General features: G+C 53.9%; 18 protein-coding genes. 7 read left to right on the top strand and 11 right to left on the bottom strand.

Going from position 1 to position 23,434, the window contains the following annotated elements; translation table 11 throughout:
- Positions 1-135 precede the first annotated feature (135 nt).
- The gene (locus ABDK75_RS07300) at positions 136-1,560 is read right to left on the bottom strand and encodes an MFS transporter (protein WP_346005371.1); all 1,425 of its coding nucleotides are present in this window, start codon (positions 1,558-1,560) and stop codon (positions 136-138) included.
- Between the two features lie 574 nt (positions 1,561-2,134).
- Between ABDK75_RS07300 and ABDK75_RS07295 the strand changes: the two genes are divergently transcribed.
- Entirely contained in the window at positions 2,135-3,745 is a 1,611-nt protein-coding gene (locus ABDK75_RS07295) for a tannase/feruloyl esterase family alpha/beta hydrolase (RefSeq protein ID WP_408874413.1), read from the top strand.
- Positions 3,746-3,877: 132 nt separating this feature from the next.
- Here ABDK75_RS07295 and ABDK75_RS07290 read toward each other — a convergent pair whose 3' ends face one another.
- From ABDK75_RS07290 to ABDK75_RS07270, 5 genes are read right to left on the bottom strand one after another with little or no spacing between them, the layout of a single operon-like run.
- Entirely contained in the window at positions 3,878-5,335 is a 1,458-nt protein-coding gene (locus ABDK75_RS07290; protein ID WP_099213004.1) for a carbohydrate porin, read from the bottom strand.
- A complete protein-coding gene (locus tag ABDK75_RS07285; protein WP_346005368.1) occupies positions 5,332-5,841 on the bottom strand; it encodes a heme-binding protein in 510 nt (169 codons plus the stop codon). The genes ABDK75_RS07290 and ABDK75_RS07285 overlap by 4 nt, the downstream gene beginning before the upstream one ends.
- 5 nt (positions 5,842-5,846) lie before the next feature.
- Positions 5,847-7,481 (bottom strand): GMC family oxidoreductase, encoded by a 1,635-nt coding sequence (locus ABDK75_RS07280; RefSeq protein ID WP_086634285.1) that lies wholly within the window; start codon positions 7,479-7,481, stop codon positions 5,847-5,849.
- A gap of 20 nt (positions 7,482-7,501) precedes the next feature.
- The gene (locus tag ABDK75_RS07275; protein WP_346005367.1) at positions 7,502-8,962 is read right to left on the bottom strand and encodes a cytochrome c; all 1,461 of its coding nucleotides are present in this window, start codon (positions 8,960-8,962) and stop codon (positions 7,502-7,504) included.
- Between the two features lie 19 nt (positions 8,963-8,981).
- The gene (locus ABDK75_RS07270) at positions 8,982-9,533 is read right to left on the bottom strand and encodes a sugar dehydrogenase complex small subunit (RefSeq protein ID WP_346005366.1); all 552 of its coding nucleotides are present in this window, start codon (positions 9,531-9,533) and stop codon (positions 8,982-8,984) included.
- Between the two features lie 636 nt (positions 9,534-10,169).
- On the opposite strand from ABDK75_RS07270, the gene ABDK75_RS07265 reads away from it, so the two are divergent.
- Positions 10,170-10,643 (top strand): hypothetical protein, encoded by a 474-nt coding sequence (locus ABDK75_RS07265; protein WP_346005365.1) that lies wholly within the window; start codon positions 10,170-10,172, stop codon positions 10,641-10,643.
- A 54-nt stretch (positions 10,644-10,697) separates the two neighbouring features.
- Here ABDK75_RS07265 and ABDK75_RS07260 read toward each other — a convergent pair whose 3' ends face one another.
- The 4 genes from ABDK75_RS07260 to ABDK75_RS07245 are packed head-to-tail and all read right to left on the bottom strand — an operon-like array spanning position 10,698 to position 15,427.
- Entirely contained in the window at positions 10,698-12,293 is a 1,596-nt protein-coding gene (locus tag ABDK75_RS07260; protein ID WP_346005364.1) for a TolC family protein, read from the bottom strand.
- Entirely contained in the window at positions 12,290-14,119 is a 1,830-nt protein-coding gene (locus ABDK75_RS07255; RefSeq protein WP_408874412.1) for an FUSC family protein, read from the bottom strand. Before ABDK75_RS07255 ends, ABDK75_RS07260 begins: the two co-directional genes overlap by 4 nt.
- Positions 14,100-15,149: a multidrug transporter subunit MdtN gene (gene mdtN / locus ABDK75_RS07250; protein WP_346005838.1), complete on the bottom strand. Its 1,050-nt coding sequence runs from the start codon at positions 15,147-15,149 to the stop codon at positions 14,100-14,102. Before mdtN ends, ABDK75_RS07255 begins: the two co-directional genes overlap by 20 nt.
- A 2-nt stretch (positions 15,150-15,151) precedes the next feature.
- Positions 15,152-15,427: a YtcA family lipoprotein gene (locus ABDK75_RS07245; RefSeq protein WP_046901761.1), complete on the bottom strand. Its 276-nt coding sequence runs from the start codon at positions 15,425-15,427 to the stop codon at positions 15,152-15,154.
- Positions 15,428-15,814: 387 nt separating this feature from the next.
- On the opposite strand from ABDK75_RS07245, the gene ABDK75_RS07240 reads away from it, so the two are divergent.
- The 4 genes from ABDK75_RS07240 to ABDK75_RS07225 all read left to right on the top strand — a co-directional run bounded on the left by ABDK75_RS07240 (position 15,815) and on the right by ABDK75_RS07225 (position 20,518).
- Positions 15,815-17,167, top strand: coding sequence for an NAD(P)-dependent oxidoreductase (locus tag ABDK75_RS07240; protein WP_346005363.1), 1,353 nt, complete (start codon positions 15,815-15,817; stop codon positions 17,165-17,167).
- Positions 17,160-18,428, top strand: coding sequence for an NAD-dependent dihydropyrimidine dehydrogenase subunit PreA (preA, locus tag ABDK75_RS07235; protein ID WP_346005362.1), 1,269 nt, complete (start codon positions 17,160-17,162; stop codon positions 18,426-18,428). Before ABDK75_RS07240 ends, preA begins: the two co-directional genes overlap by 8 nt.
- Before the next feature lie 56 nt (positions 18,429-18,484).
- Positions 18,485-19,726, top strand: a complete 1,242-nt coding sequence (locus tag ABDK75_RS07230; protein ID WP_346005361.1) for a Zn-dependent hydrolase — start codon at positions 18,485-18,487, stop codon at positions 19,724-19,726.
- 81 nt (positions 19,727-19,807) lie between these two features.
- Positions 19,808-20,518: a TetR family transcriptional regulator C-terminal domain-containing protein gene (locus tag ABDK75_RS07225; protein ID WP_346005360.1), complete on the top strand. Its 711-nt coding sequence runs from the start codon at positions 19,808-19,810 to the stop codon at positions 20,516-20,518.
- Here ABDK75_RS07225 and ABDK75_RS07220 read toward each other — a convergent pair.
- On the bottom strand, positions 20,430-21,884 hold the full coding sequence (locus ABDK75_RS07220; RefSeq protein ID WP_346005359.1) for an NCS1 family nucleobase:cation symporter-1: 1,455 nt from the start codon (positions 21,882-21,884) through the stop codon (positions 20,430-20,432). The two genes, ABDK75_RS07225 and ABDK75_RS07220, sit on opposite strands and share 89 nt — an antisense overlap.
- A 132-nt stretch (positions 21,885-22,016) precedes the next feature.
- On the opposite strand from ABDK75_RS07220, the gene hydA reads away from it, so the two are divergent.
- Positions 22,017-23,432, top strand: a complete 1,416-nt coding sequence (gene hydA, locus ABDK75_RS07215; protein WP_346005358.1) for a dihydropyrimidinase — start codon at positions 22,017-22,019, stop codon at positions 23,430-23,432.
- Positions 23,433-23,434 lie beyond the last annotated feature (2 nt).

Genomic DNA, 23,434 nt, shown 5'->3' with positions numbered 1-23,434 from the left:
GGTATCCGATCACAATTTTCTAGGCATCACGGCGGGGAAGCAGAAACCGTGTGCTGTAGCAACGGCAATGAGCGGGAGGACTATAGCATTCGCGTCGTCATCTCACCTTACCGCAAGCCGCATATTGCATTCAATTCAGCTTCGCTTTCCTGAAATTTCTGCCCCGAGATTACGTGACATTTTCCAGAAACCAGATGTGCCAATCAGCACGATCACAGCAGTCATCAGAAAGACCATATGCAGTTCGCGCAGACTGATTGAGGCGTGACCATACACGTGAGAGAGCGTGGCAAGCCCGAAAGCAGTAATGGCAACGCCCACAGTTGAGCCCGCCTGTCCTAGAATGGACATGATGGCAGCGGCCTTGTTCCTTTCGTTGTGACTGACATCCGCAAAGGCCATCGTCGAAAGACTGGTGAGCTGGAGCGAGCGACATAAACCCGCGACTACAAGGGAAAGACCTAGCAAGACCTGAGATGTCTGGGTGTTCAGCAAAGTGAAGGGGAGCAGCGATAGCGCAACGAGTAAGCCATTGAAGAAGAGGACGTTCCGGAAGCCGCCCCACCGAATGATTGCAGACGTCCAAGGTTTTATGCCGAGATTGGCGCAGAAATAGGCCAGCAGCCATGTTCCGGCCTGCATGGGAGAAAATCCAAGTCCAAGCTGTAGAAATAGCGGAAGCAAAAATGGGGCAGAGGAAAATACAGCGCGGAAAATCAGCCCAGGGTAGAAGGCCGCATATCGCAGGCTAGCGCGTTTAAGAGGTTCCAGAGAAAGAATAGGAGTAGGGTGAGCTTTAAGATGACGAACGGCTGACAGGCTGATGATGGCTCCTGCTATTGTAAGGCCACATGCAACAATCTGCTCCGTTCCCGTTTCAGAAATGCGCTGAAGGCCAGACAGCAGGCAGGTCAGACCTGTCCCGCAAAGCACAAAACCCTTGATATCCAGCTTTCCTGCTCCTTCCGCAGGTTCGACAGGGACCACACGCAGCATGATCAGAACGGCTAGAATTCCGATGGGCAGATTAAGCCAGAAATTCCAGCGCCATCCGACGGTCTCGGTCAGATAGCCGCCTAGAACCGGGCCAATGATTGGAGCGGACAAGGCAGGCCATACAGTGACGGACTGCGCTTTCATCAGGTCGCCTTTAGGCGTGTGGCGTAGGATGATGGACATGCCTACAGGCATCATGACGGCACCGGCCAAACCTTGTCCGATCCGCGCGCAGACAAACATGGGAAGTGTCTCCGCCAGACCACAAAGCAGGGACGAAAGCGTAAAAAACGCTACGGCCAGACACATGACGCGCTTCTCACCAAACTTCATGGCCATCCAGGCAGAGATGGGTGAAATAGCAACTGACGCCAGAAGATAGGCAGTCACGCCCATCGAAAGATCAAGCGTCTTTACCCCGAAGGAGCGCGCCATTGCTGGAAGGGAGGTGTTGATGATGGCCCCGTCAAGGTTCTGCATGAACGTCGCAATAGCCATGGTAAAAGCAATAAGCGGGGAGTAACGCAAAACCTCTCCCGCGTCAGACTGAGCAGAAAAGGCCACGGTTTTTTGAGAGGTCTCCGGCAAAAAAAGTCTCCAGAAGAGAAGTTCAGCTGATAGTCCGACGGGTTCGGGGAACGTTTTTCCCGGAAAATATGGGATCGTAGGGAAGCGGGCAGTTCATAAACCACGCTGTTTCAGACTGTGACCCACAATTAATATAGACAAGATAAGTGGAGCCAGTCTGCGGAAGCAGGGAAGGTTAACAGACTTTTGTGCAACATAAGGAAACTGTACCTTATGGCGGCGCTCGTCTGCATGAAGGCCATGGTTGATCCAGCCGACGCTTTCTTCCGAAATTGTAGAGTACTGGCCGCAATGGAAGGATATTTGGCCATAAACAGGCTACCAATCATCAAAATCTACTCGTCATCCCGCCCCCCCTCATTGGTGCTCATACCGCTTCACGCTCCCTTCCGAAAAGCGACACTGAAACACTGCATTGCAGCACGGAACGGATCAAGGCTTTACCTCTTCAGCTTTGAGGTGTTCAGACTGCGTCATGCTGTCTTGGGTTGCAGAGGCTTGATCTCTGGTACGCCGGACAACGCCAAGAAAGTAAAAAGCCGAGGACGCTATGCCAATCATGCAATCACGCCGCTCTCGCCACACGCAATTGCCGCGTCAAATTCTGGCAACTTGTGCAGTGGGGGCGTTCTTCTTGGCCTCAGCAGGGTCTCTGCTTTTGTCTTCAGAGGCGCGTGCGGCCAGCTGCGCGGATCTGGCGCGACTAGCACTTCCCGATGCAACCTTTACCAAGGTTGAAACCATAGATGCCGGAGGGTGGCACAGCCCGCAAACAAATCTGAGCCGGATCATGACAGCCCCCGGCATGAACCTTGCAGGACATCCGATTCAGGCTGCCAACCCGGCATTCTGCCGTGTGGCTATGATGCTCCACCCATCTTCAGATTCAGCAATTCAAACAGAAATCTGGCTTCCGCTACAGGGCTGGAACGGAAAGCTGCTTGGGGTCGGAAATTTCGGATGGGCAGGCTCTCTCATGTATGACGGCATGGTGACGGGTCTGGGGGAAGGCTATGCTGTTGCCAGCACAGATACAGGCCATGACAGTTCTACGCCCGAAGGACAGGGGGGACGTTTCACGCTAGGGCATCCGGAAAAGCTGGTGGATTATGCTTATCGCGCTGACCACCTGATGACGGTGATGGCAAAGCAGCTCGTCCGGCGCTTTTATGGGAAAGACGCTTCCCATGTGTATTGGATTGGATGCTCCCTGGGCGGGCTGGAAGGCTTGATCGAAGCCAAGCGTTACCCCGATGATTACGATGGCATCGTTGCTGGAGCGCCTCCTAACCCGATTGTCAATTTTAATGGTGAGCAGCTCTGGGCAGGGTGGATGAGCTATCACGATCCCGCACTGCGTGTGGGGCGCGAGAAGTTCCAGCTTTTGAACCGCGCAGTCATGGCCGCATGTGCCTCTCCGGTCGGGAAAAGCCAGGGTTTTCTTGACGAGCCGGACAAGTGCGGGTTCGAGCCCAAGCAGCTTTTGTGTGGGGGAAAGGATACGAAGGGCTGCCTGACGGCCAACGAGGTCAAAGCGGTGGAGCAGATCTATCGCGGCCCGGTTGATCCCAGAACAGGCAAGGTTATCTTCCCCGGGCCTGCGAAGGGCAGTGAAGACGGATTTTCAGCGGATGGGAAAGCGTTTCCTGTGGCTCTCGATCTGTTCAGATATGCCGCTTTTCAGAACCCCGCATGGGACTGGACCACACTGAAGTGGGACACTGACATCGCCTCAGCAACCAGCAAGCTTGGCCCGCTGCTTCATGTCGATGACAATCTGACGCCCTTCTTCAAGCGTGGGGGGAAGCTGTTAATGTATATTGGCTGGAATGACGGGCATAACCCGCAGGAACTCGCCGGATACTATCAGGCCCTCATGCAGCATGCCGGACCAGAAGAACAGAAGGCTGCTCGCCTCATTGAAATCCCCGGTATGGGGCATTGCTATGGCGGAGCAGGGTGCGACACGTTCAACAAGCTTGGCGCGATCGATGCGTGGGTCGTACGTCACGACGCTCCACAAACGATTATTGCCTCTCGGGTCGAGAGCGGGAAAGTCGTACGCACAAGACCGCTCTGTGCATGGCCGCAAGTTGCCCGATATGACGGCCACGGCCCTATGACCACGGCGGCGAGCTTCACCTGCGTTGTACCAGAGTGAAGACTGAAATTCCTTGATTCAAAGAACGGGAATTTCAGCCATAATACCAAATGATGGGACGCCGCTATGTCAGCTTTTGTCCCGTCATCTGGAGTGCAGAAAGCCAATATGGTTGAACCGAACTTCTGGCAATCAGAAATTGGAAGTCAGCTGCCCTCCGATAACAGCGGCGTCCTTGAAGGTCGTCGTAGCCCCTGGGCGTTGGAGATACTGGAAGTCTGCCTGCAACGTTGTGCCGCGCATGAGATGGGTGCTGTAGAACGCTTCATATACATTCTCCCAATGCTGCACCCCGTAAACAGGGCCCCACTGATTATCCAGATAGGGCAGGCCAAGCGCGAGGGATGATTCCTGCTGAAGGGTGACGGTATGGCTCATGTCCATATGCTGGAACATGATACCAGCCTGATCGCCACTTCGATGCCATGGCGTCCCGCTATCGACTATCCCGATCCACTCATGATCTCGCATGGCGACAAGATTGCCCTGCGCATACCCAACACCACCAATAAGAATAAGCCCATCAGTAACGCCGGGCCCATTGCGGACCAACATCTGGTCAAACATGAACCATGCGGAAGTCATCCCGGCCTCATAGCGACGCCCGAGGCCCGTCGCCTGAAAGGAGTTGCCGTTCACGTCCTCGTAAAGGTTCGGGTAACGCGAGTTATCGTACCAGGCGCCGAGCTTGTAGTTGCCTCGCAGTTTGTTCTTACCGAAAGACGGCATCCAGCCGATTTCAATCTGCGACGAGACTTTACCCAATCCACTCTGAGCAAGGGCCCAGCCTGAAATGCCACCGTTGTAACTATGGGGCGAAACCGCGAAGACGCCTCCCATGATGTAAGTTTGCTCCGTCGGACGGAGACGCAGCACACCACCAAGGTTTCCGGAGGGCCAATCGCGTCCACCCGGGACGTATTTTCCGGGAGCAAAATTACTGCAAACGGATACGTTCATGAAGGAACAGGCGACGTAATCAAACGCAAAGAAGCTTCCCGTCGGAATATCACCAAGGGACAAAATGATGCGGTCATTCAGAAAAGACTTATCCGCATACATGGAGACAAGATGGGCAACCACGTTACCGCGGGCACCGTAGATCTGTTCCGGGTTGGTGACTGAATCGCCCAGTGTGTGACTGAAGCTGCGTCCATGGCCGTTAATAACGAGAAGATGCGTCCAGAGCCCCTTTACACCGGCAAGTTGCTGCCAATCCACATCCAGTTCGGCAGCCACCTGACCGGCCAGCACGTTATCCCGCGTGCGGCCACCCGTGACATTGGCCATGTATTCTTCATTGAGCGCGACATTCAGATACATGCCGTGCTTTGTCAGCCATGTCTGCGCACCACCCCAGTCTCCAAACAAATGCGGATTCCCATAAAGAGACGGGACGAGGGGACCGACCGCGAAGGTGCCCATGCCTTCCATCGCAAAAGCACGGGACTTGTAGGATTCAGGTGTTGCAAGGTTCTGGGAAGTTTCGCTCTGGGCGAGCGCCTGACGGCCGGGACCAACGATACCCAGGGCCGCGCACAGAAAAAAGCCAGCAAGTTTTTTCCTGTGCATTGGACGTCGGGTTTTCATTCAGTGCTCTTTGCCTTTGAAGTCTGCAGGAAGGTGGTGACTGTGGACTGAGCGAGATGAGCATCGGTCTCACCTTCGCCACCACTCAGACCAAGAGCCCCTACAAGTTCGTTGTTCACCATGATCGGGTATCCACCGCCGGCGGGAAGGGCATTCGGCAGCGTGCTGATCATGTAATTCCCGCTATTGAGGGCATGTTCCATGTCAGCCGTCGGACGAGCGAAGGAGAGCGCAGTCTTGGCTTTGCGGATCGCCAGTTCGATACTCCCGAGTTGTGTCCCATCCATCTTCTGAAAAGACACCAGATTTCCTCCCGCATCAACAATAGCGATGGCGACACGGGCATGACTGGCCACCGCAAGCTTCTTGGCCTGATCGATGAGGGTATTTGACGTCTCTAAATTCACGGTCAGGTCCTTCGCTGATGCAAGCCCCGTAAGACTTGCTGTTGCGATGAAAATACTTAGGACGGCGCCAATGGTCTGGCGCTGAAATAGTTTGTACAAAACACTTACCCCTGTTTCAGGTCGTTGAGAATGGCATCGGCGGCGCGGAGTGAGAGCGCAGCCATCGTCAAAGTGGAATTCACCGTTCCAGACGCCGCCATTGTTGCGCCTGTAGCGAGAAACAAATTGGCGTGATCATGCGTTCTGAGCCACTCATCCACGACAGAATCACGCGGATCATGGCCCATGATGGTACCACCGGTGATGTGATTGTTCGGAGTAAAGAACGGGCTCATTTCAATTTCGGTCCCCCCAAGGGCCTTGGCAATGTCCATCAGGCGCTGTCGGGAAATGACCGCTGATTTACGCACATATTCTCCCACGTCATACGTGACTTCGGGATGGGGAATACCGAGAGCGTCCTTATGATCCTTGGAAAGGACGAGACGGTTATTCGGGTCAGGGAGGACTTCATGATTGGCGTAGATGTCCACACCATGAGCCGTACGACGGCGGATCTCCTGGTCCAGTTTCTTGCCAACCAAGCCCATGGACAGAGCTTTCATGCCAGCACGGGAGTTCTGAGCCGTATTGTTATAGCCAATCTGTGTGGCGGCATATTCAGAACGGAAATCACCGTCACGGAAGTTCGTAATGGAGCTCATCTGAACCGAACCGCCGCCAGCCCAGATAGGCTCAGCTGACTGGAAGCTCATACCGATGCCCGGATGGTCCATCATGTTCCTGCCAACAAGGTCCGATGAATTTGCAATACCGTTCGGATTGCGATCATTGGCCGCAAGCAAAAGCAGTTTGGGTGTTTCAATACCGTTGGCGGCCACGACGAACGTTTTGGCAACGACACGATGAGACTGTTTTTCCGGATCATAGAAGCGGATGGCCGTAATCCGGTTCTTGGCATCCGTCTCCATCGCATACACGACAGCGTTCGGAATGATCTTGGCCCCCAGCTTCTCAGCCTTCAATGCGGCATAGACCCCGTTGTACATCGCTCCAATCGGGCAGATCGGCATGCAGTTGTTATTTCCACAGCACTGTGGACGGCCATCATAGGGACGACTGTTTCGGGCCTGCGGAACAGGAGTGTTGGAAAACCCAAGCTTGCTCACCACATCGGTGAAGGTGCGGTCTCCATATCCATAAGGCATGGATGTCATGGGCCAAGGATTTCTGCGGGGGGCGGACGGCGTAATGTCCTCTCCATTTGGGCCCATCACGCCCATTTCGCACTCTGCCTCGTAGTAGTACGGCTCGAGCGTGTCATAGCTCATGGCATAATCGCGCCCCACGCCATAGGTGGAGTGCAGCTTGAAATCGTTTGGCAGATACCGCCAGCTTGAGGCTGCCCAGTGCCAGGTTGTACCACCAACGCCCTTGATGATGCCCTGCTTGTAGGCTGTCCGGTCCGGGCCTTTGACGATCAGGTAATTATTGTCCGGAAAGTAGTTGGTGTGGGGCGCCCACGGAACGCTGGGATAAGGCGTTGCGTAATCATACTGGGACTTGTTGTCAGGCGGCATATTCCGCCAGTTCTCCACAATCTGGGAGCGATCACGCCGAGGACCGGCATCCAGGAGCAGGACAGAAAGACCGTTGCGAACGAGTTTATGGGCGAGCAGGGACCCACAGATTCCTGCTCCGATAATGACGACATCAGCCGAAAGCGTTTCACCAGACATGATTTTACCTTTGAATTATATTAAGCGACACGCTGTTTCCGACGGCTGATCAGCCACCAGACGCCACCCACCACGATGATGACCCCTAAAACGCCACCAGCTCCGAGCAGAAGCATCACGCCTGGGCTTGCGAGTTTGGCGAGAGGGACCTGCTTGCCGCCAACACGAACCTGTTTCACCGCATCGGCAGAGACAGTGGCCTGCGCGTTGCCAAAGTGGCTCAGAACGTAATCTGCGATTGTCGCGATCTGCTCATCATTGAGCGGTTGCACCAAAGTTCCCGGGCCAAAAGCTGGCATCAGGATTTCATGATCGTCCGTTGTACGATCCACGCCATAGAGAATGCTGGCAATCAGATCGTTCGGGTTGCGCTGCCCTGTCGTGGTATTCCCCACGAGGGACGGATAATATCCATCCGCTGATCCTTTGCCGTCCGACTGGTGGCAACTCGCGCAGACGGCTTCATAGAGGGCTGCCCCGTCCGTTGTTTTGGACAGGGTGCTGTTGTTACGGCGCGCATTCGCGTCGGCAACGCTATAGCTTGATGGGCGGCCGAGATGAGCGAAATTGGCAACCGTTTGACCAGCCTCTGCTTTAGGCGGAACCGACCTGAGATAGGTCACGATCGCTGAAATATCCCCGTCTGGCAGATACTGCAGACTGTGCTCGACGGCTTCAGCCATCGGTCCTGCTGCACGTGCATGAGCCGTTCGGCCGGTTTTCAGGTATTGGTAGAGATCATGGTCAGACCAGCCGCCAATGCCGCTTTGAGGGTCGTTGGTGATATTCGGTGCACGCCATGAGCCTATATCTGCTCCCGCCAGATAAGCGGACTGATTAGGTGCAAGCAAAAAATTGCGTGGCGTGTGACACTCGCCACAATGAGCCAGTTCGTCGACCAGATAGCGCCCGCGGTTCCAGTCATCGTTGTGGGTATGGTCGAAGACATATGGCTTGCCTTCAATGCGCGCGGCAATCTTCCAGATACCCAGTGAGGCACGGATAGAGAACGGGAAGGGGAGCTGTGTCCTGGGCGAGGGCGCATCTACAGGTTTTACTTCGTTCATGATGTAGGCGTAGAGCGATTTGACGTCTTCATCCCTCAGGCGGTTATAGGCGTCATAAGGCATGGCCGGATAGAGCTGCGCACCGTCTGCGCGAATGCCGTGCCTTAACGCCTGAGAAAACTGTTCAAGCGTGTAATTTCCGATGCCATGAGTTTTGGATGGCGTAATATTGGTGGAGTAAATGTTTCCCATCGGGGATGAGATCGCATATCCACCAGCCAGAAATTGACCATCCCGTCCGTTTGTATGGCACGCAGCACAATCGGCTGCAATCGCAAGATAATGGCCGCGACTAATAGATGGTTGATGAGCTGAAGCGGGTGTGGGTTCCGTCGGTTGTGCCAGTGCAGACGCTCCTGCGAAAAGCAAAACCGTTGTCAGGGCAGTGCCGGACAGAGAACGAAAATATCGCATTTTCACTGTGATAATTTCCTTAGAATTCCGGCATGACGTCGACGGAACCGGGCTCTGCAACCCAGTAATTTGGCCCGTTATGAGCATAAGTCGGGATGACGACGACATCGCGAGACGATTGATACATCAGCGCTTTTTCGAAAGCGTAAACCTTGGCGTTCGTTCCACCTTCAATAACGCCAGCATACCAACCGCGGATAATCTGCAGGAGCGTGGCATGCAAAGGATCGCCCCTAAGACCTTCGTCCAGCGCCTCAACATCCTGATAGCCGTTTTTCGCGATCCTTTCGCGAAGAGCTGCTACGCGAGCAGAAAAATCTTGTGTCTGGGCCTCAAACGCGAGGAGCAGCGCGGATCCAATAGCAAGATCCAGATTTTTATGGCCGGTGGCAAAGGTTGATAGTTGCATAAAATCTGAAACGCCATTCCGGTTCGATGCTACTATTTCTTGAGCAGAACCTTTCTTAACCGTTCCGATTGCAGCTGCAGTGATGCAGGCGCCGGATAGAGCCAGGAGACGCCTGCGGGAGAGAAAGACCGGGACAGGATTGGGATCAGGTAATTTTTCCAACGGCGCTCTCCAGAGACATAGTTTGATACGTTATGTCCCTTCATCCGGATTTTTTCCCAATAATAGAAATGACTATTTTTTGTTCGGTATAACAGGATGGTGATTACAGTTACTGTTATTGGTAACGTTTTCGGCATAATTAGAAATATTTCTTATTTTCTTATAAATTTATAAAGAAATAAACGTTATAAAATAACAATTTTCCATTTATAATTATTTTTGAAAGTAAGTAATTTACATCTTGTTTATGCTTTTATTATTTTATATTTATTTCTATATTTTCTATAACGATAAAGATATACCGGAAGATGGTTATTTTTATTTATCATTTTATAATTTTTTGGTGTTGCACGTTTGGCCTTATATGAAAAAAATCGCTGTCACGTACTAGTTTATGATTCGCCTTAGCGTTTAATCACTGAGTAATGGGGCACTACCCATCCGCCTCAAAATACATCTTAATCGATATGAATATGACGAACTAAACCCCATTCGAGAAAATTCGCGAAAGGCTAGTTTTTAAATTTACTTTACGAAATTTTTATCTTGTAGTTCCAATCGAATTTCATTGAAGCATCATGAAAAAATTTCGAAATCCATTTTATATTTAGAGAAGTCTATATTAATGAGGACAAAATGAGAAAATATAATTATATAATATTAATTTTTTCTTTATTGATACCAATAAATGCGACGCTTGCATCGGATGTACATGAAAATTGCTATATTGAAAAAATATTCATGCGCCCGCCTCTCTCCACGTCAAGATTCAGTGTCAATGAAGATACGCTTTCAACATATGCGAATGCATATACACATAAAATAAACGGTGAAAATGATAGCCTTTTGAAAATAATTTTATCATATAAAATTTCAGACAATCAAGAATACCCGTCACATGATATCTGGAATGCCATCTATATTAGAGATTCCAATGGGAAAGCCGTCCATAAATTGTTTTTTGATAAGCCATTTACAAACGTGGCGTCTATTTCGGGAGAAATAGACGGTAAACCCTTTGCCCTCTCACAGGCCGCTTATCCAGCTTTTCGGCACTGGCTCCATAAAAACAAATCCGACTTGAAAAATAACGCATTATCGTGTCCCTGAGCGCCGATATTTTCGAACCACTTAAAACCATCGTAGCAACGGCAAATGTTACTTCTAATTCTGATTAAGAGAGCCCGTGCCGAACGCAAGCCCAGCCGCGGCGATCAAGGCAGCATAATAGGCATCTGAATGGCTCAGTGTCGCATCAAGATACGCATTCTGCGCTATACTCGTCTGCGTCATGGAGCCTACGCCACTACGATATGCGGTCGAGGATGCCTCAAAACTTGTCATCGCTGCCGTCTCCAGCTTTGCTGATGCGGTATAGGCACTCAGGCTAGTACGGAGCGCATTTTCTGCGACTACAATTTGCTTCACTGAACTGTCGACTGTTTGCTGCAATGTCGCATCTGCACTGTCAGACTGATCCTGGGCCTGCTTCAGCAAAGCAGCTCGGGTTCCCCCGTCGAAGATGGGGACAGTAATCCCGCCAAGGATCAAACTGCTGAAGGCATTACTCGATAAGTTAAGCGTTGGGGGAGCCTCACTTCCCACTCCCGGCACGGATGAGAGTGCCAGACGCCCGGTGGTGTAGGCCACATTTCCTGTCATGAAGATCTTGGGCAGAAATTCGCTTTTCGCTGCGCGAACCCTGCTTTTTGCCGCTTTCGCATTTGCGTATGCTGCAAGAACGTCCGGCCTGCGTGAAACGGTCTGTTGGACAAATGCGTCAGTCAGACGAATATCGTCCAACCCGAGCGGGCGACCAGAAATATCGAGTGTCTCAAGTTTCGTGTTCGGGGAAATACCAATGGCATTCAGAAGTTCAAGGGCCGTATTCTGTTCGTCGCCCTCTGCCTGTACAAGTCGTAGTTCAGTCTGTGCTGTAGCCTGCCGAGCCTGCGTTACATCCACTATGGTGCCTTGCCCCTGATGTAGCTTTGCGACTGCGGCTGCTTCCACGAAGCGTGCATTGTCCCGTGCCTTACGCAGCAATACGACACGGCTTTGGGCTGCGGCATGGGTGTAATAGGCCGTTGTTACCCCGTAGATGATTTTCTGATGAGCCGCAGTGAAGAGCACATTGGTTGCAATCTGTGCCTGCTTTGTGGCGGCAATAACGGCCTCACGTTTGCCGAAGTCGAACAGCAGCCATTCCATACCCAGGGTTTGGATTTCGCCAGCGCCCGACCTGCTATTGCGAACACCGCCCAAAGCACTGTTTAATCCGCTCAGGCCTGAGTTGATTGCGTCTTCAGCAATGCCCGCATTGCTGACCGACGGGTTCGCACCGTCATTACGGCTATGATTATATCCGCCTACAACTGTCGCGGTCAGGCGGGGCAAATACGCACTCTTCGTAATTCCCACAGCCAGAGCGGCATCACGCGCAAGATTCCAGGCACGCCTGGTTTCTGGATTGGCCGACTGCGCAATATCAATCAGTTCAGGCAGGGAATAGGCATGGCCAGCCTGTGGCGCCAATTCAGGGGCAGGGGGCCGCAGATGGATCTGACTATTGGAAGGCAATGTGTATCCAGCGGGGATGGCCAGGGCATGCGGCCCGTGCTTACCGGGCACCAGTTCTCCATTTGCAGCGACATTCGGTTGCCATGGCCGATCAGGGCTGGCTGGCGCCGTTTCAAGTGCCTGGGTCGCACAGCTCGATAGCAGGAGCGGCAGCAACAAGGTTGTTTTGAAATGAATCATAAAGCAATCTGTTCCAGTCGTGCCGTGCGATCGGCGAGGTCTGGCCGCTTGGGAGTTGCAAGCAATTCTTCAGTCAGCCTCGAGGCATCGATCAAGGCATTTCGGGCCGCCTGAAGACGGGGCTGGTCAGCGCGCATATGTGCTGGCTCAGACATCACATATTCTAGCGTTCGTTCGCTTTCCAGTAACGCGGATTGACTAAGAGCGGCAGCCTGAAGCTGATCTTCAGAGCTCTGAGCCTTTCCCTGCCGCTTCAGGCAATCTGTCAGTTTGCGAAGACTGGCCCCCAAATGATCGTAGGCACTTGCCGGCCAGAAGCTGGTGAACATGGCATATGTAATGAGGTTACCAAGCATGATGCCGACAATACGGTCCCGCGCGGTAGCCATGTCTGCTGTGGGGCCGTAGCCCTTCAGATCTATCAGATAAAATGCCAGACCGATCTGAAAACCAGCATAAGCAATACGGTCGTCGCCTGTCTTGACCCACGCCCCGATCAGGGAAACAGCAAAGACAAGCGCCAGAAATCCGGTGATGCCATTCAGGTGTGGCATCACGACGATAATAGAGGCGATCCCCAGCGTTCCGCCTATGAGAGCACCCGTGATGCGCAGTGTTAGCTTTGAAATCATCTCGCCCATCGTAGGCAACGCGACGATGAAACAGGTGATGATGCAAGTGTGGATGCCTGGCCAATCCAAAACCTTGAAGGTCAGATAACTCAGCATCACGGCAGCAGTCCCTTTCACTGCGAAGCGCACATGGTCTGGATTGGTAAAGGCATCCTCAGAAAAGAAACCCGATTTTTTCTTTTCTGGCGATTTTCCAGCAACAAGGGCAGGTGGGGTTGTGAAAGTCGGCAGGAGAGCGGTTATCGCCTGTAGAGACGGATGCTCCGAAGAGATCACAGGGCTTTCGATGGCTGTGGGATAGTCACCCTCCGCAAAAATCCTTGCCATGCCTTCAAGCGTTTCAGTCAGGCGAGACAACTGCTCCTGTGGCGGTCTTGCCCTACTTGCCTCATCAGCAAGCGCAAGAACAGCGACACTGCTGTTGGCTGCCTGTCGCAAGCAGGCCAAATCATGGACGGACCAGATCTTTTCAAGTGAGGCCATCTTGGCGGACTTCATCATGCCCGCCGTGCCTTCCCGAAGCATATCTGTCGCTCGTTCCTGTGTTAGCGCATCAAGAGTTTGGAGAAGGCGAACAGCCATGTAGAGCCGAGCAGCGATGCTATCCGTCAGGATCTTTTTAGGGGATGGGCAAATCAACAGCCCCAGCACAATCATGACCGCCCCCGGCACGGCCAGAAAGAGATCCGTGTAGAGAAGGGCGCGTGTCACGACTTCTCCAACCGGGACCTGATCAATCGCAATCAGTCCATAAACCGTAATCAGACCCAGCATATAAGCCACAGGCTTTAGCTTGCTGGCTGAGCCCAGAAAGAAAAAACTGAACGACAGCAGGGCAATGACGATCACCAGTCCCATAGGATGATCGAGCGTCAGGCGGATGAGCGCGTAAATAATCAGAAGCAGAATGAGGATGAGGACATTTACAGCAACCCCAGCCAGAGCATTTGTCACGCGGTCTTTCTGCCACAGCGCCATGGTCACAAGGGCAGGCACGGCCAGCTCCGGAACCTGCCAGATTTCCCCAATCAGCACGGTCGTCGTGCATGCGGCAGCCATGCGAAGCGCATATCCCAATCGCCCCGGAACAGGGTCACAGACCAGCCGCCAAATCCGTGCCAATCCCAGTCCTGGCCCCCTCATGCTGGAAGACGACAAGGCATTCGCCAGAGTGTCAGGGACAGGCAGCGCCATGCCGGATCTCAACGGTTGCTGTGGCGCCAAGTCTTAGCAAAAGCGGGTTTGCCCTCTCCAGCCTGATGCGCACCGGAAAGCGTTGGGCGACGTGAACCCAGTCCATTTGGCGCGGCACGATGGGCAGTGAGCGGGCAATGCCAGCAGAATCTACAGACAGGACGCCCCAACCAATACTTTCGACGTGTCCGCGTAGAGGACTATGGCGATCAATCATTGAGTGAACGGTCACGCAGTCGCCAATCTGAACAGAAGAGAGATTGATCTCACGGATATTGGCGGTAGCGTACCACTCGTCATCAGCAATGAGCGTGAACAGGACCTGAGACGGCGCGAGAACCTCACCAGCTTTAACCCGTAAACTCGTGACATAGCCATCCGCAGGAGCTGTAACCACAGTCTGGCGTAGCTCGTATTTTGCGTGGTCCAGGGCTGCCTGACTGGCATCCCGTGCGGCAAGAGAGCTTTTCAAATCTCCGATCGCTGTTGTTGCTGCGACAGACTGATTTTTCGACTGCGAAAGCGACACTTCAGCGTCATGGAGTGCCACACGAGCCTGATCATACTGCTGCCACGGAATATAGGACTGGCCCGCAAGCGGCTTTAAGCGCTCTACTGTACGTGCAGCCAAATCACGATTGGTTCTGGCACGAACAACCTGATCATCTGCCGTGGCGGCGTTGGATGTCTTGATGCTGAGCAGCCGTGTCTGGTTCTCGACCTCCGCATTCGCGAGATCCAGGTTGGCCTGAGCCTGTCGGACAATCAATTCGTAGGGCTCAGGATCAAGCTGGTAAAGAACATCACCCTTATGAACATGCTGATTGACGACAACTCTGAGTTCCTTCAACCGTCCACCAACGGTGGAGGCGACGTGTACCATTTCTGCGTCAATGCTTCCGCTGTCAGAAGACGGATGAGCGCTGTCTTCATGCGAGACATGGACGCCGAAGAGAATGGCTACCCCAACGCAGACGATTGCAACGATAATACCAATTGGCTTTTTGCCGGAAACTTGAACGCGCTGCATCATCAAGGCCCAAACACTAGCGTCCACACAGTCAGTGCGGCGATCACGCCCAGCGCTACATAGGTGAAGAGACGAAAACTGAGGATGGCATCAAGGCCGGTTAGAAGGAATATCACTCGTAATCCAACTGCAACCGCAACCCCGATGAGGCCACAGACCATCCAGTCCGGAAAGTAAGCACCTACAACTGGAAAAGAAGGGGCGCCCTGGAGGGTGCATCCTTCACTCGCCAATAAACACGAGACAGGAATGAGAAAACGCAGGCGGGTAAATCGCATGAGAGGTGTCAAAGCTTTCTGCGTCCAACAAACAGACTGCCAGCCTACCACATTCCACTCCAAAGGCTACTCCGTATCGCGTGGCTAAGTGTTTGAACTTGGATGCATTGATTTAAGGAGTAAACGATGATGGACGCCTTGATTAGACTTCCCGTGAATGCTGGATTTGTCCTCATCGGAAAAGCCCTGGGGGAAGAAAACGCACCTCCTGATCTAAGATACTATCGACACGATTTCTTATGACTAGGCGTTTCCTCAATCGCCGCAGGTTCTCACCTAGACCCCATAGTCTTGCATAAACTGAACGTTTGGTCAGAAAATCCTTGCCAGAGAGTATTTCGAACTCATACCATTCCGATTACGAACCAAGTCAGGCAGGAGACGAGTATGCGACTCGATATTGCATGTGGCCGATTGCCGGAAACCGCTCTGGAACTGAACTTCGCCGATGCTCATCCCGGCCTGTCGCCCGAACAGGCAGCGCTGGAAGCCGATCGATGTTTCTACTGCTACGACGCTCCATGTGTTGAGGCCTGTCCGACGGACATTGATATTCCACGGTTCATCAAAGCCATTGCGTCTGACAATCTGGCTGGCGCTTCGCGCACCATTCTTCAGTCCAACATCTTGGGTGGGTCGTGTGCACGGGTTTGTCCGACCGAAATTCTGTGTGAGCAGAAATGTGTTCACACCGCGATTGAAGCTCATCATGCCGTTCGAATAGGCGCACTTCAGCGGTTTGCTACAGACTGGCAAATGCAGCAGAAGACCCACCCGTTCCAGCGAGCGGCAAGCACCGGAAAGCGCGTGGCCGTGGTAGGAGCAGGGCCAGCGGGGCTGGCCTGCGCGCATCGACTGGCAATGCATGGGCATGATGTCACGATCTTTGATCGACACGATGCACCTGGTGGCCTCAACCAGTATGGTGTCGCGGCCTATAAGCTTGCTGACAATTTCGCCCAGAAAGAAATCGATTTCCTCATGGAAATTGGAGGTATTACTTTCCAGGGTAACGCGACGCTCGGGGAGAACATCACGCTTGCAGGCCTCCGCGAGACCTATGATGGCGTTTTCCTGGGTCTGGGTCTGGCAGGTGTCCGCGCTCTCGGGCTGGAAGGCGAATTTGCAGAGGGCGTTCTGGATGCGGTCGATTTCATCGAGACCCTGCGCTCCCGAAACCTTTCCGAGGTCGTGGTTGGCAGACGCGTTGTCGTGATCGGGGGCGGCAACACGGCAGTTGACGCAGCAGTGCAGGCAAAACGTCTGGGTGCGGAAGAGGTAACGCTGGTTTATCGCCGCGGCGCTGAGCACATGTCGGCCACGGAAGTTGAACGGGAATGGGCCCAGACAAACGGCGTTACGGTCAGATTCTGGGCGTCTCCCAGTCAACTCAATGTCGAAGACGGGGCCATCAGGAGCATCACATTCATTCGAGGCACACCTGATGGCCGGTACGATCCGCAAAATGCCTTCACACTCGCGGCCGACATGGTCCTTAAAGCAATCGGGCAGGTTTTTGTCCCAGACCCAGTGCGAAACGACCAGATCCTCGTGGAAAACGGGCGCATCGTTGTGAATGAAACAGGACGCACCTCCATGCCGGGAGTTTATGCGGGTGGCGACTGTACGGCAGGAGAAGATCTTACCGTTGCAGCTGTCCGGGACGGACGGAACGCGGCTGAAGCGCTTCATGATGAACTGATGGCATCCAACATGGAAAGGGCCAACCACAATGGCTGACCTGCGCACGGTTTTTGCTGGAATCAAATCTCCCAATCCATTCTGGCTTGCTTCTGCACCGCCGACTGACAAGGAATACAACGTTCGCCGGGCCTTTCAGGCCGGATGGGGTGGTGTTGTCTGGAAAACGGTTGGGGAAGATCCACCGGTCGTCAATCTGAGCTCCCGCTATGGAGCCCTGGGCTTTGAGGGACGTCGGCTGATCGGTCTCAACAACATCGAGCTGATTTCGGACCGTCCGCTTGCGACCAACATCGCGGAAATCAAGCGCGTCAAACGTGAATTTCCGGATCGTGCCCTTATCGTCAGCCTTATGGTGCCCTGCGAGGAAGATAAATGGAAAGCCATTCTGCCAATCGTTGAGGAAACAGGCGCAGACGGGATCGAACTGAACTTCGGATGCCCGCATGGCATGTCCGAGCGCAATATGGGTGCGGCGGTCGGGCAGGTCCCGGAATACGTTGAAATGGTAACACGCTGGTGCAAGCAGAACACGCGGATGCCGGTGATCGTCAAGCTGACGCCAAACGTGACTAACATCCTGATGCCCGCACGCGCCGCGCGGGCAGGTGGGGCAGATGCAGTTTCCCTGATCAACACCATCCAGTCGGTCATTGGCGTGGATCTGGATGCCATGGCGCCCATGCCCGTTGTCGGCGGGAAAGGGACGCATGGTGGCTACTGCGGACCTGCCGTGAAGCCAATTGCGCTACGCATGATCGGAGAGATTGCCAGAGATCCTATTATGGCTGGAATTCCCATCTCCGGAATTGGTGGAATCAGCAACTGGCGGGATTCTGCCGAATTTCTTGCAATGGGCTCAGGATCGCTTCAAGTCTGTACCGCCGCGATGCATTATGGTTTCCGCATCGTGGAAGACATGATTGATGGCCTGTCCAACTGGATGGACCAGAAAGGCTATGAGCGGCTGGAGGATCTGACAGGCCGGGCTGTTTCGCAGTTCGTGCCGTGGAACCAGCTCAACATGAAGTTCAAGACCCTCGCCAATATCGATCAGGATGCTTGTGTCGGGTGTGGTCTCTGTCATATCGCCTGCGAGGATACGTCCCATCAGGCGATTTCCAAGAAAAACACGGCTGATCGCCGACATTACGAAGTGATCGAAGAGGAGTGCGTGGGCTGCAATCTCTGTGCGCATGTCTGCCCGGTGGATGACTGCATCACAATGGTTCCACAACCCGTAGATGGGGAACTGACGTGGCCCCATCATCCTTCCAACCCCAATCGTATTCCTGCCTGAGAGGCATGACGCGGCGGCCAGAGGGTCACCAGACGGACGGATGAAAGAGGACTGGCATGTTTCATAGCAATATGCGGATTGACGGGAACGCTCTCTGGGCTGATCTGATGGATACAGCCCGGTTTGGTGGAACACCAAAAGGCGGTATCCGTCGGTTAACACTGACCCCAGAAGATAAACAGGTTCGCGAGTGGTTCGCCTCGACCTGTGAAAGCCTAGGCTGCGCCATCACGGTCGATACGATGGGCAACATGTTTGCCCGCCGCCCGGGACTTGATAACAGCCTGCCTCCCATCACGATGGGCAGCCATCTGGATACCCAGCCAACCGGGGGAAAATTTGACGGTATTTTAGGTGTTCTGGGCGGCCTCGCTGTTCTACGGGCGCTTCATGAAGCCGGGCATACAACGCGCCACCCTATCGAACTGATCAACTGGACGAATGAAGAAGGGTCACGCTTCACGCCCCCGATGATGTGTTCAGGCGTTTTCGCAGGCGTTTTTACGGAACAGGAGGTTCTGGACAAGCGAGATCGCGCAGGGGCACGCTTTGGGGACGAACTGGTTTCTATCGGATATCGCGGTGAAGAGATCTGTGGCGATCATCCCATCGCGGCCTATTTCGAGTTGCATATCGAGCAGGGGCCCATTCTTGAGGTCAAAGATCGCGTCATCGGTGCTGTCTCCGGCGTACAGGGAATGCGCTGGTATGAAGTGACGGTAAAGGGCAAGGATGCTCATGCTGGCTCCACCCCCATGCCAATGCGTCATGACGCACTACTGGCAACGTCCAGAATGGTTGTGGCCCTCTCAGAGATCGCGCAGGCCCATGCTCCGGGAGCCGTGGGAACAGTGGGCCTGATTGAAAATCGCCCGAACAGCAACAATGTCGTGCCTGGTGAGACGTTCTTTACCGTGGATATCCGCCACCCGGATGATGCTGTCGTCGTTGCCATGGAGCAGGAGTTCATGGATCGCTTCCACGGCATTGCTGAAGCTGGAGGAGTGACTTTGGAGATTGTGCCCCTCTGGGATGCGCCCGCAGTTCATTTTGACGCGCGGTGCGTGGAGATGGTCGCGGACTCTGCACGCCAAATGGGCTACGATCCGCTTCCGATTGTCTCAGGTCCGGGTCATGACGCTGCGTATCTCGCACGAGTGACACCAACGGCGATGATTTTTGTACCCTGCAGGGATGGCCTGAGTCACAACGAGGAAGAAAGCATCACGGAGAGCGAAGCGGAAGCAGGAGCCAATGTTCTGCTAGGCGCTGTCTTGCGGGCAGACAGCACGCTTTAAGGATCTGCCAACCGAGGGCTTGTCGTCCAGGCTGTCTGCTGTCAAAAATCGCCTCCCGCAGAGCAGGCTGGGAGAAAGACAATGGCACAAGACAGTCTGGAGGCATCCCCCAGCCCCAGAAAAAGACCCCGTGCAGGCGCCCCACGGCGTGCTACCGTTCCGCAAATTCTGAATGCTGCGGAATGGACCTTTGGCACCCGCGGCCTCAAGGGAACGCGCCTTGAAGATATTGCCAAGGTCTGCGACATCCCCAAGGGCAATATTCTCTACTATTTTGGCTCCAAGGAAGACCTGTACAACGCCACACTGTCACGCCTGCTGGATGTATGGCTGACAGATGCCGATCACTGGCTTTCTTCTGACAAAGATCCGCTGGACGGGCTCAGGGGATACATAGAAGCCAAGATTGCATTCTCCCGCGCACGTCCTGAAGGATCGCGTCTCTTCGCACAGGAAGTGCTCTCAGGCGGCCATATGGTTCAGGACTTCTTACGGGGAGAACTGCGAGCCCATGTGGCCCGACATGTCGCAATCTTCCTGGAATGGCAGGCGAAGGGCATCATGGCACCTATCGACCCGACACATCTGTTGTTTCTCTTGTGGTCAGGTACGCAGGCATATGCGGATATGCAGGTCCAGTATGAGGCCGTTCTGGACCGTAGACCTCTTACTAATGGCGATTATGAAACTGCCGTCGACACCATCATGACGCTTGTTCGCCCGCTGTTCTCCCAATCTGCTTCAGGCGCGTCAAAAGCAGATGAAAACAGAACCCTGAAAAGAAGCCTGTAAACCAGGCGAAATTCTGGAATACGGCCAAGGCTGGCAGGAAGACGTTTGCGAGCCCCACCAACACGGCCAGACCCAAAGCCCAGATCGCAGTAGGATTTACACCACTTCGATACCAGTACGGTGCTGATGGGTCCGTGCTGTACAGCGCCTCCACGTCCAGGGTCTCCTGCTGAACGAAATAGTAATCCGCCAGAAGGATTCCCGTCACAGGAGCGATGAACAGACCCAGTATGTCGAGTGTCAGGTGGATCAGATCCGGACGGGCATAGAGGTTCCAGGGCGTGAGAGCGATGGCACCAATCGCCGCAATGACACCGCCGCCGCGCCATGAAATGGATGCCGGGGCTATATTGGAAAAATCAAACGCAGCGGAGACAAAATTGGCAGAAATGTTGATCCCGATGGTCGCGAGAACGAAGGTTAAAATTCCTACGATCATGATGGTCTGACTATCCAGACGCGTCACAGTGTCCACCGGATCAACGAGGATTTGTCCCAGAACAGGCTGGGTGAGGGTTACTGTTGTAAGTGCAAGCGCGCAAAACGCCATGAAATTGATTGGCAGGCCCCAGAAATTACCGCGCCGTACCGCACTCAGGCTAATGCCATAGCGGGCAAAATCGCCAAAATTCAGGATAATCGGAGAAAAGAATGCGATCGTCAGAGAGATCACATTCAGCACGCCGGTCAGATGTTGTCCGACGGAAAGAGCAGAGTGGGGAAGGACTGCAAAGCTGATCTGTCCCCGCGTTTTCCAAAGAAGCACGCCGTCAAGCAGGACCATCATGACGTAAATGGCTGGCCCTGCCCAGTCTATGAAATGCCGGATGGACTCCATTCCGCGCCAGAATACCGCCAACTGCAAAGCCCAGATGAGCAGAAAGGCCATCCAGCCGAGCAGCGACAGCCCCATCAGTCCATGGTGATGAACATCGCTATAGTCTGCCAGCGACGGCATCATTCGAAGAACAAACAGAACCACGGCATTGGATGCCAGCCATGTCTGGATTCCGTACCAGCCGACGGCAATGATCCCACGCACCAGTGCCGGGACGACCGCGCCGTAGACGCCAAAAACGCTTCGGATAATGACCGGAAAAGGGGCGCCGGACTTCAGACTTGGAACCGCGATCAGGTTGCAGAGAAGCTGCACGGCAACAATCGCAACAAGCAATCCAATAAGCACACTGCTGACTGGCAATCCCATCATGAACAGCGTGCCAACCGTCATGTAGCCGGCGACACTGTGGACATCAGACATCCAGAGGAAGAGAAAGTCCTTCCATGCCCAGCTCCGGTCCTGAACAGGCGCAAGATCCGCATTGGTCAGGCGCCCTGTAGCGTACGCGTCCGGTGACTGTGTCATTCTGGTGATCCTCGTTCTCGAAAAAATTCCGGAAGCGCAATCGTTATGTTGACCGGCTGGTCAGATTAACCATACAGTTTCGGTAAGACAACGACATAATGCCAACCACTTTTCCTGAAGGGAAGGGATGTCATGCTCCTGATCAAGGGTGGAACAGTTGTTACGTCTGAGCGGCGTTTCAGAGCGGACGTCCTATGTGACGATGACGGGAAAATCGCGGCTGTTCAGGCGGATATGGAAGCGCCGACAGGCTGTACCATCGTTGATGCAAATGGGCTGCTTGTCATGCCAGGGGGGATAGATCCCCACACGCATATGGAAATGCCCTTTATGGGCACGACGGCCAGTGACGATTTCTATACAGGCACCGCCGCCGGTCTCGCCGGAGGCACAACGAGCATTATTGATTTCGTCATCCCCGAACACGGGCAGTCGCTGCATGACGCATGGAAAACATGGCGGAGCAAAGCCGAAAAAGCGTCTGCTGACTATGGTTTCCATGTCGCGGTGACGCAATGGGATGAGCAGGTTCACCAGGATATGGAAACACTGGTGCGGAACTGCGGGGTTAATTCCTTCAAACACTTCATGGCCTACAAGAACGCCCTGATGGTGGATGATGAGACGTTCCTCAACTCCATGCGCCGAGCGGGAGAGCTGGGCGCTTTATGCACCGTGCATGCCGAAAATGGAGATGCCGTCTCGTTTCTTCAGGAGACTCTCCTGAAAGCAGGAAACACAGGCCCTGCGGCGCATCCGCTCTCCCGCCCATCCAGCGTGGAGGGCGAGGCTGCTCAGCGCGCCATTACACTGGCGGCCGTCAGCAATACCCCGCTCTATATCGTGCACGTGTCAACACGCGAGGCGACCGACGCCATCGCAAATGCCCGCCTTCGCGGACTACAGGTTTATGGCGAAGTACTTCCACAGCATCTGGTTTTCGATGAAAGCGTTTATCAGTCTTCAGACTGGCTGAAGGCATCGCGCTATGTCATGAGCCCGCCTTTCCGCGAAAAATCGCATCAGCAAGCGCTCTGGGGCGGCCTTTCTTCCGGCCAGCTCCACACCACCGCAACGGATCACTGCTGCTTCTGCCGCTCCCAGAAAGAAATGGGCCTCACCAACTTTACGCGCATCCCCAACGGTGTTCCCGGCATTGAGGATCGCATGAGCATTCTGTGGCATCACGGCGTTGTCGGCGGCAAGATAACTCCGGAGCAGTTTGTTGCCCTCACGTCCACCAATACGGCCCGTATCTTCAATATCCATAGCCGGAAAGGCATGATTGTTGAGGGTGCAGACGCGGATATTGTGCTGTGGGATCCATCGGCCTCACGAACCATTTCTGCCGCCACACATCATCAGAATGTCGATTACAATATTTATGAAGGCATGACCGTTACAGGCGTGGCAAAAAAGACAATCAGTCAGAGCCGCATTCTTTGGGATGACGGTACACTGCGTGCCGAGCGCGGGCAGGGCCGGTATGTCGAGAGAGCGCCCTTTAAGAAAAAAACATCTGACAGCCTGACGGAGGCAGTATCGTGACT

This window comes from Gluconobacter sp. OJA (assembly GCF_039638325.1).
Lineage (GTDB): Bacteria > Pseudomonadota > Alphaproteobacteria > Acetobacterales > Acetobacteraceae > Gluconobacter > Gluconobacter cerinus.
The sequence above is the reverse complement of the archived record's forward strand: the minus strand, read 5'-3'. Positions and strand labels throughout refer to the sequence as shown.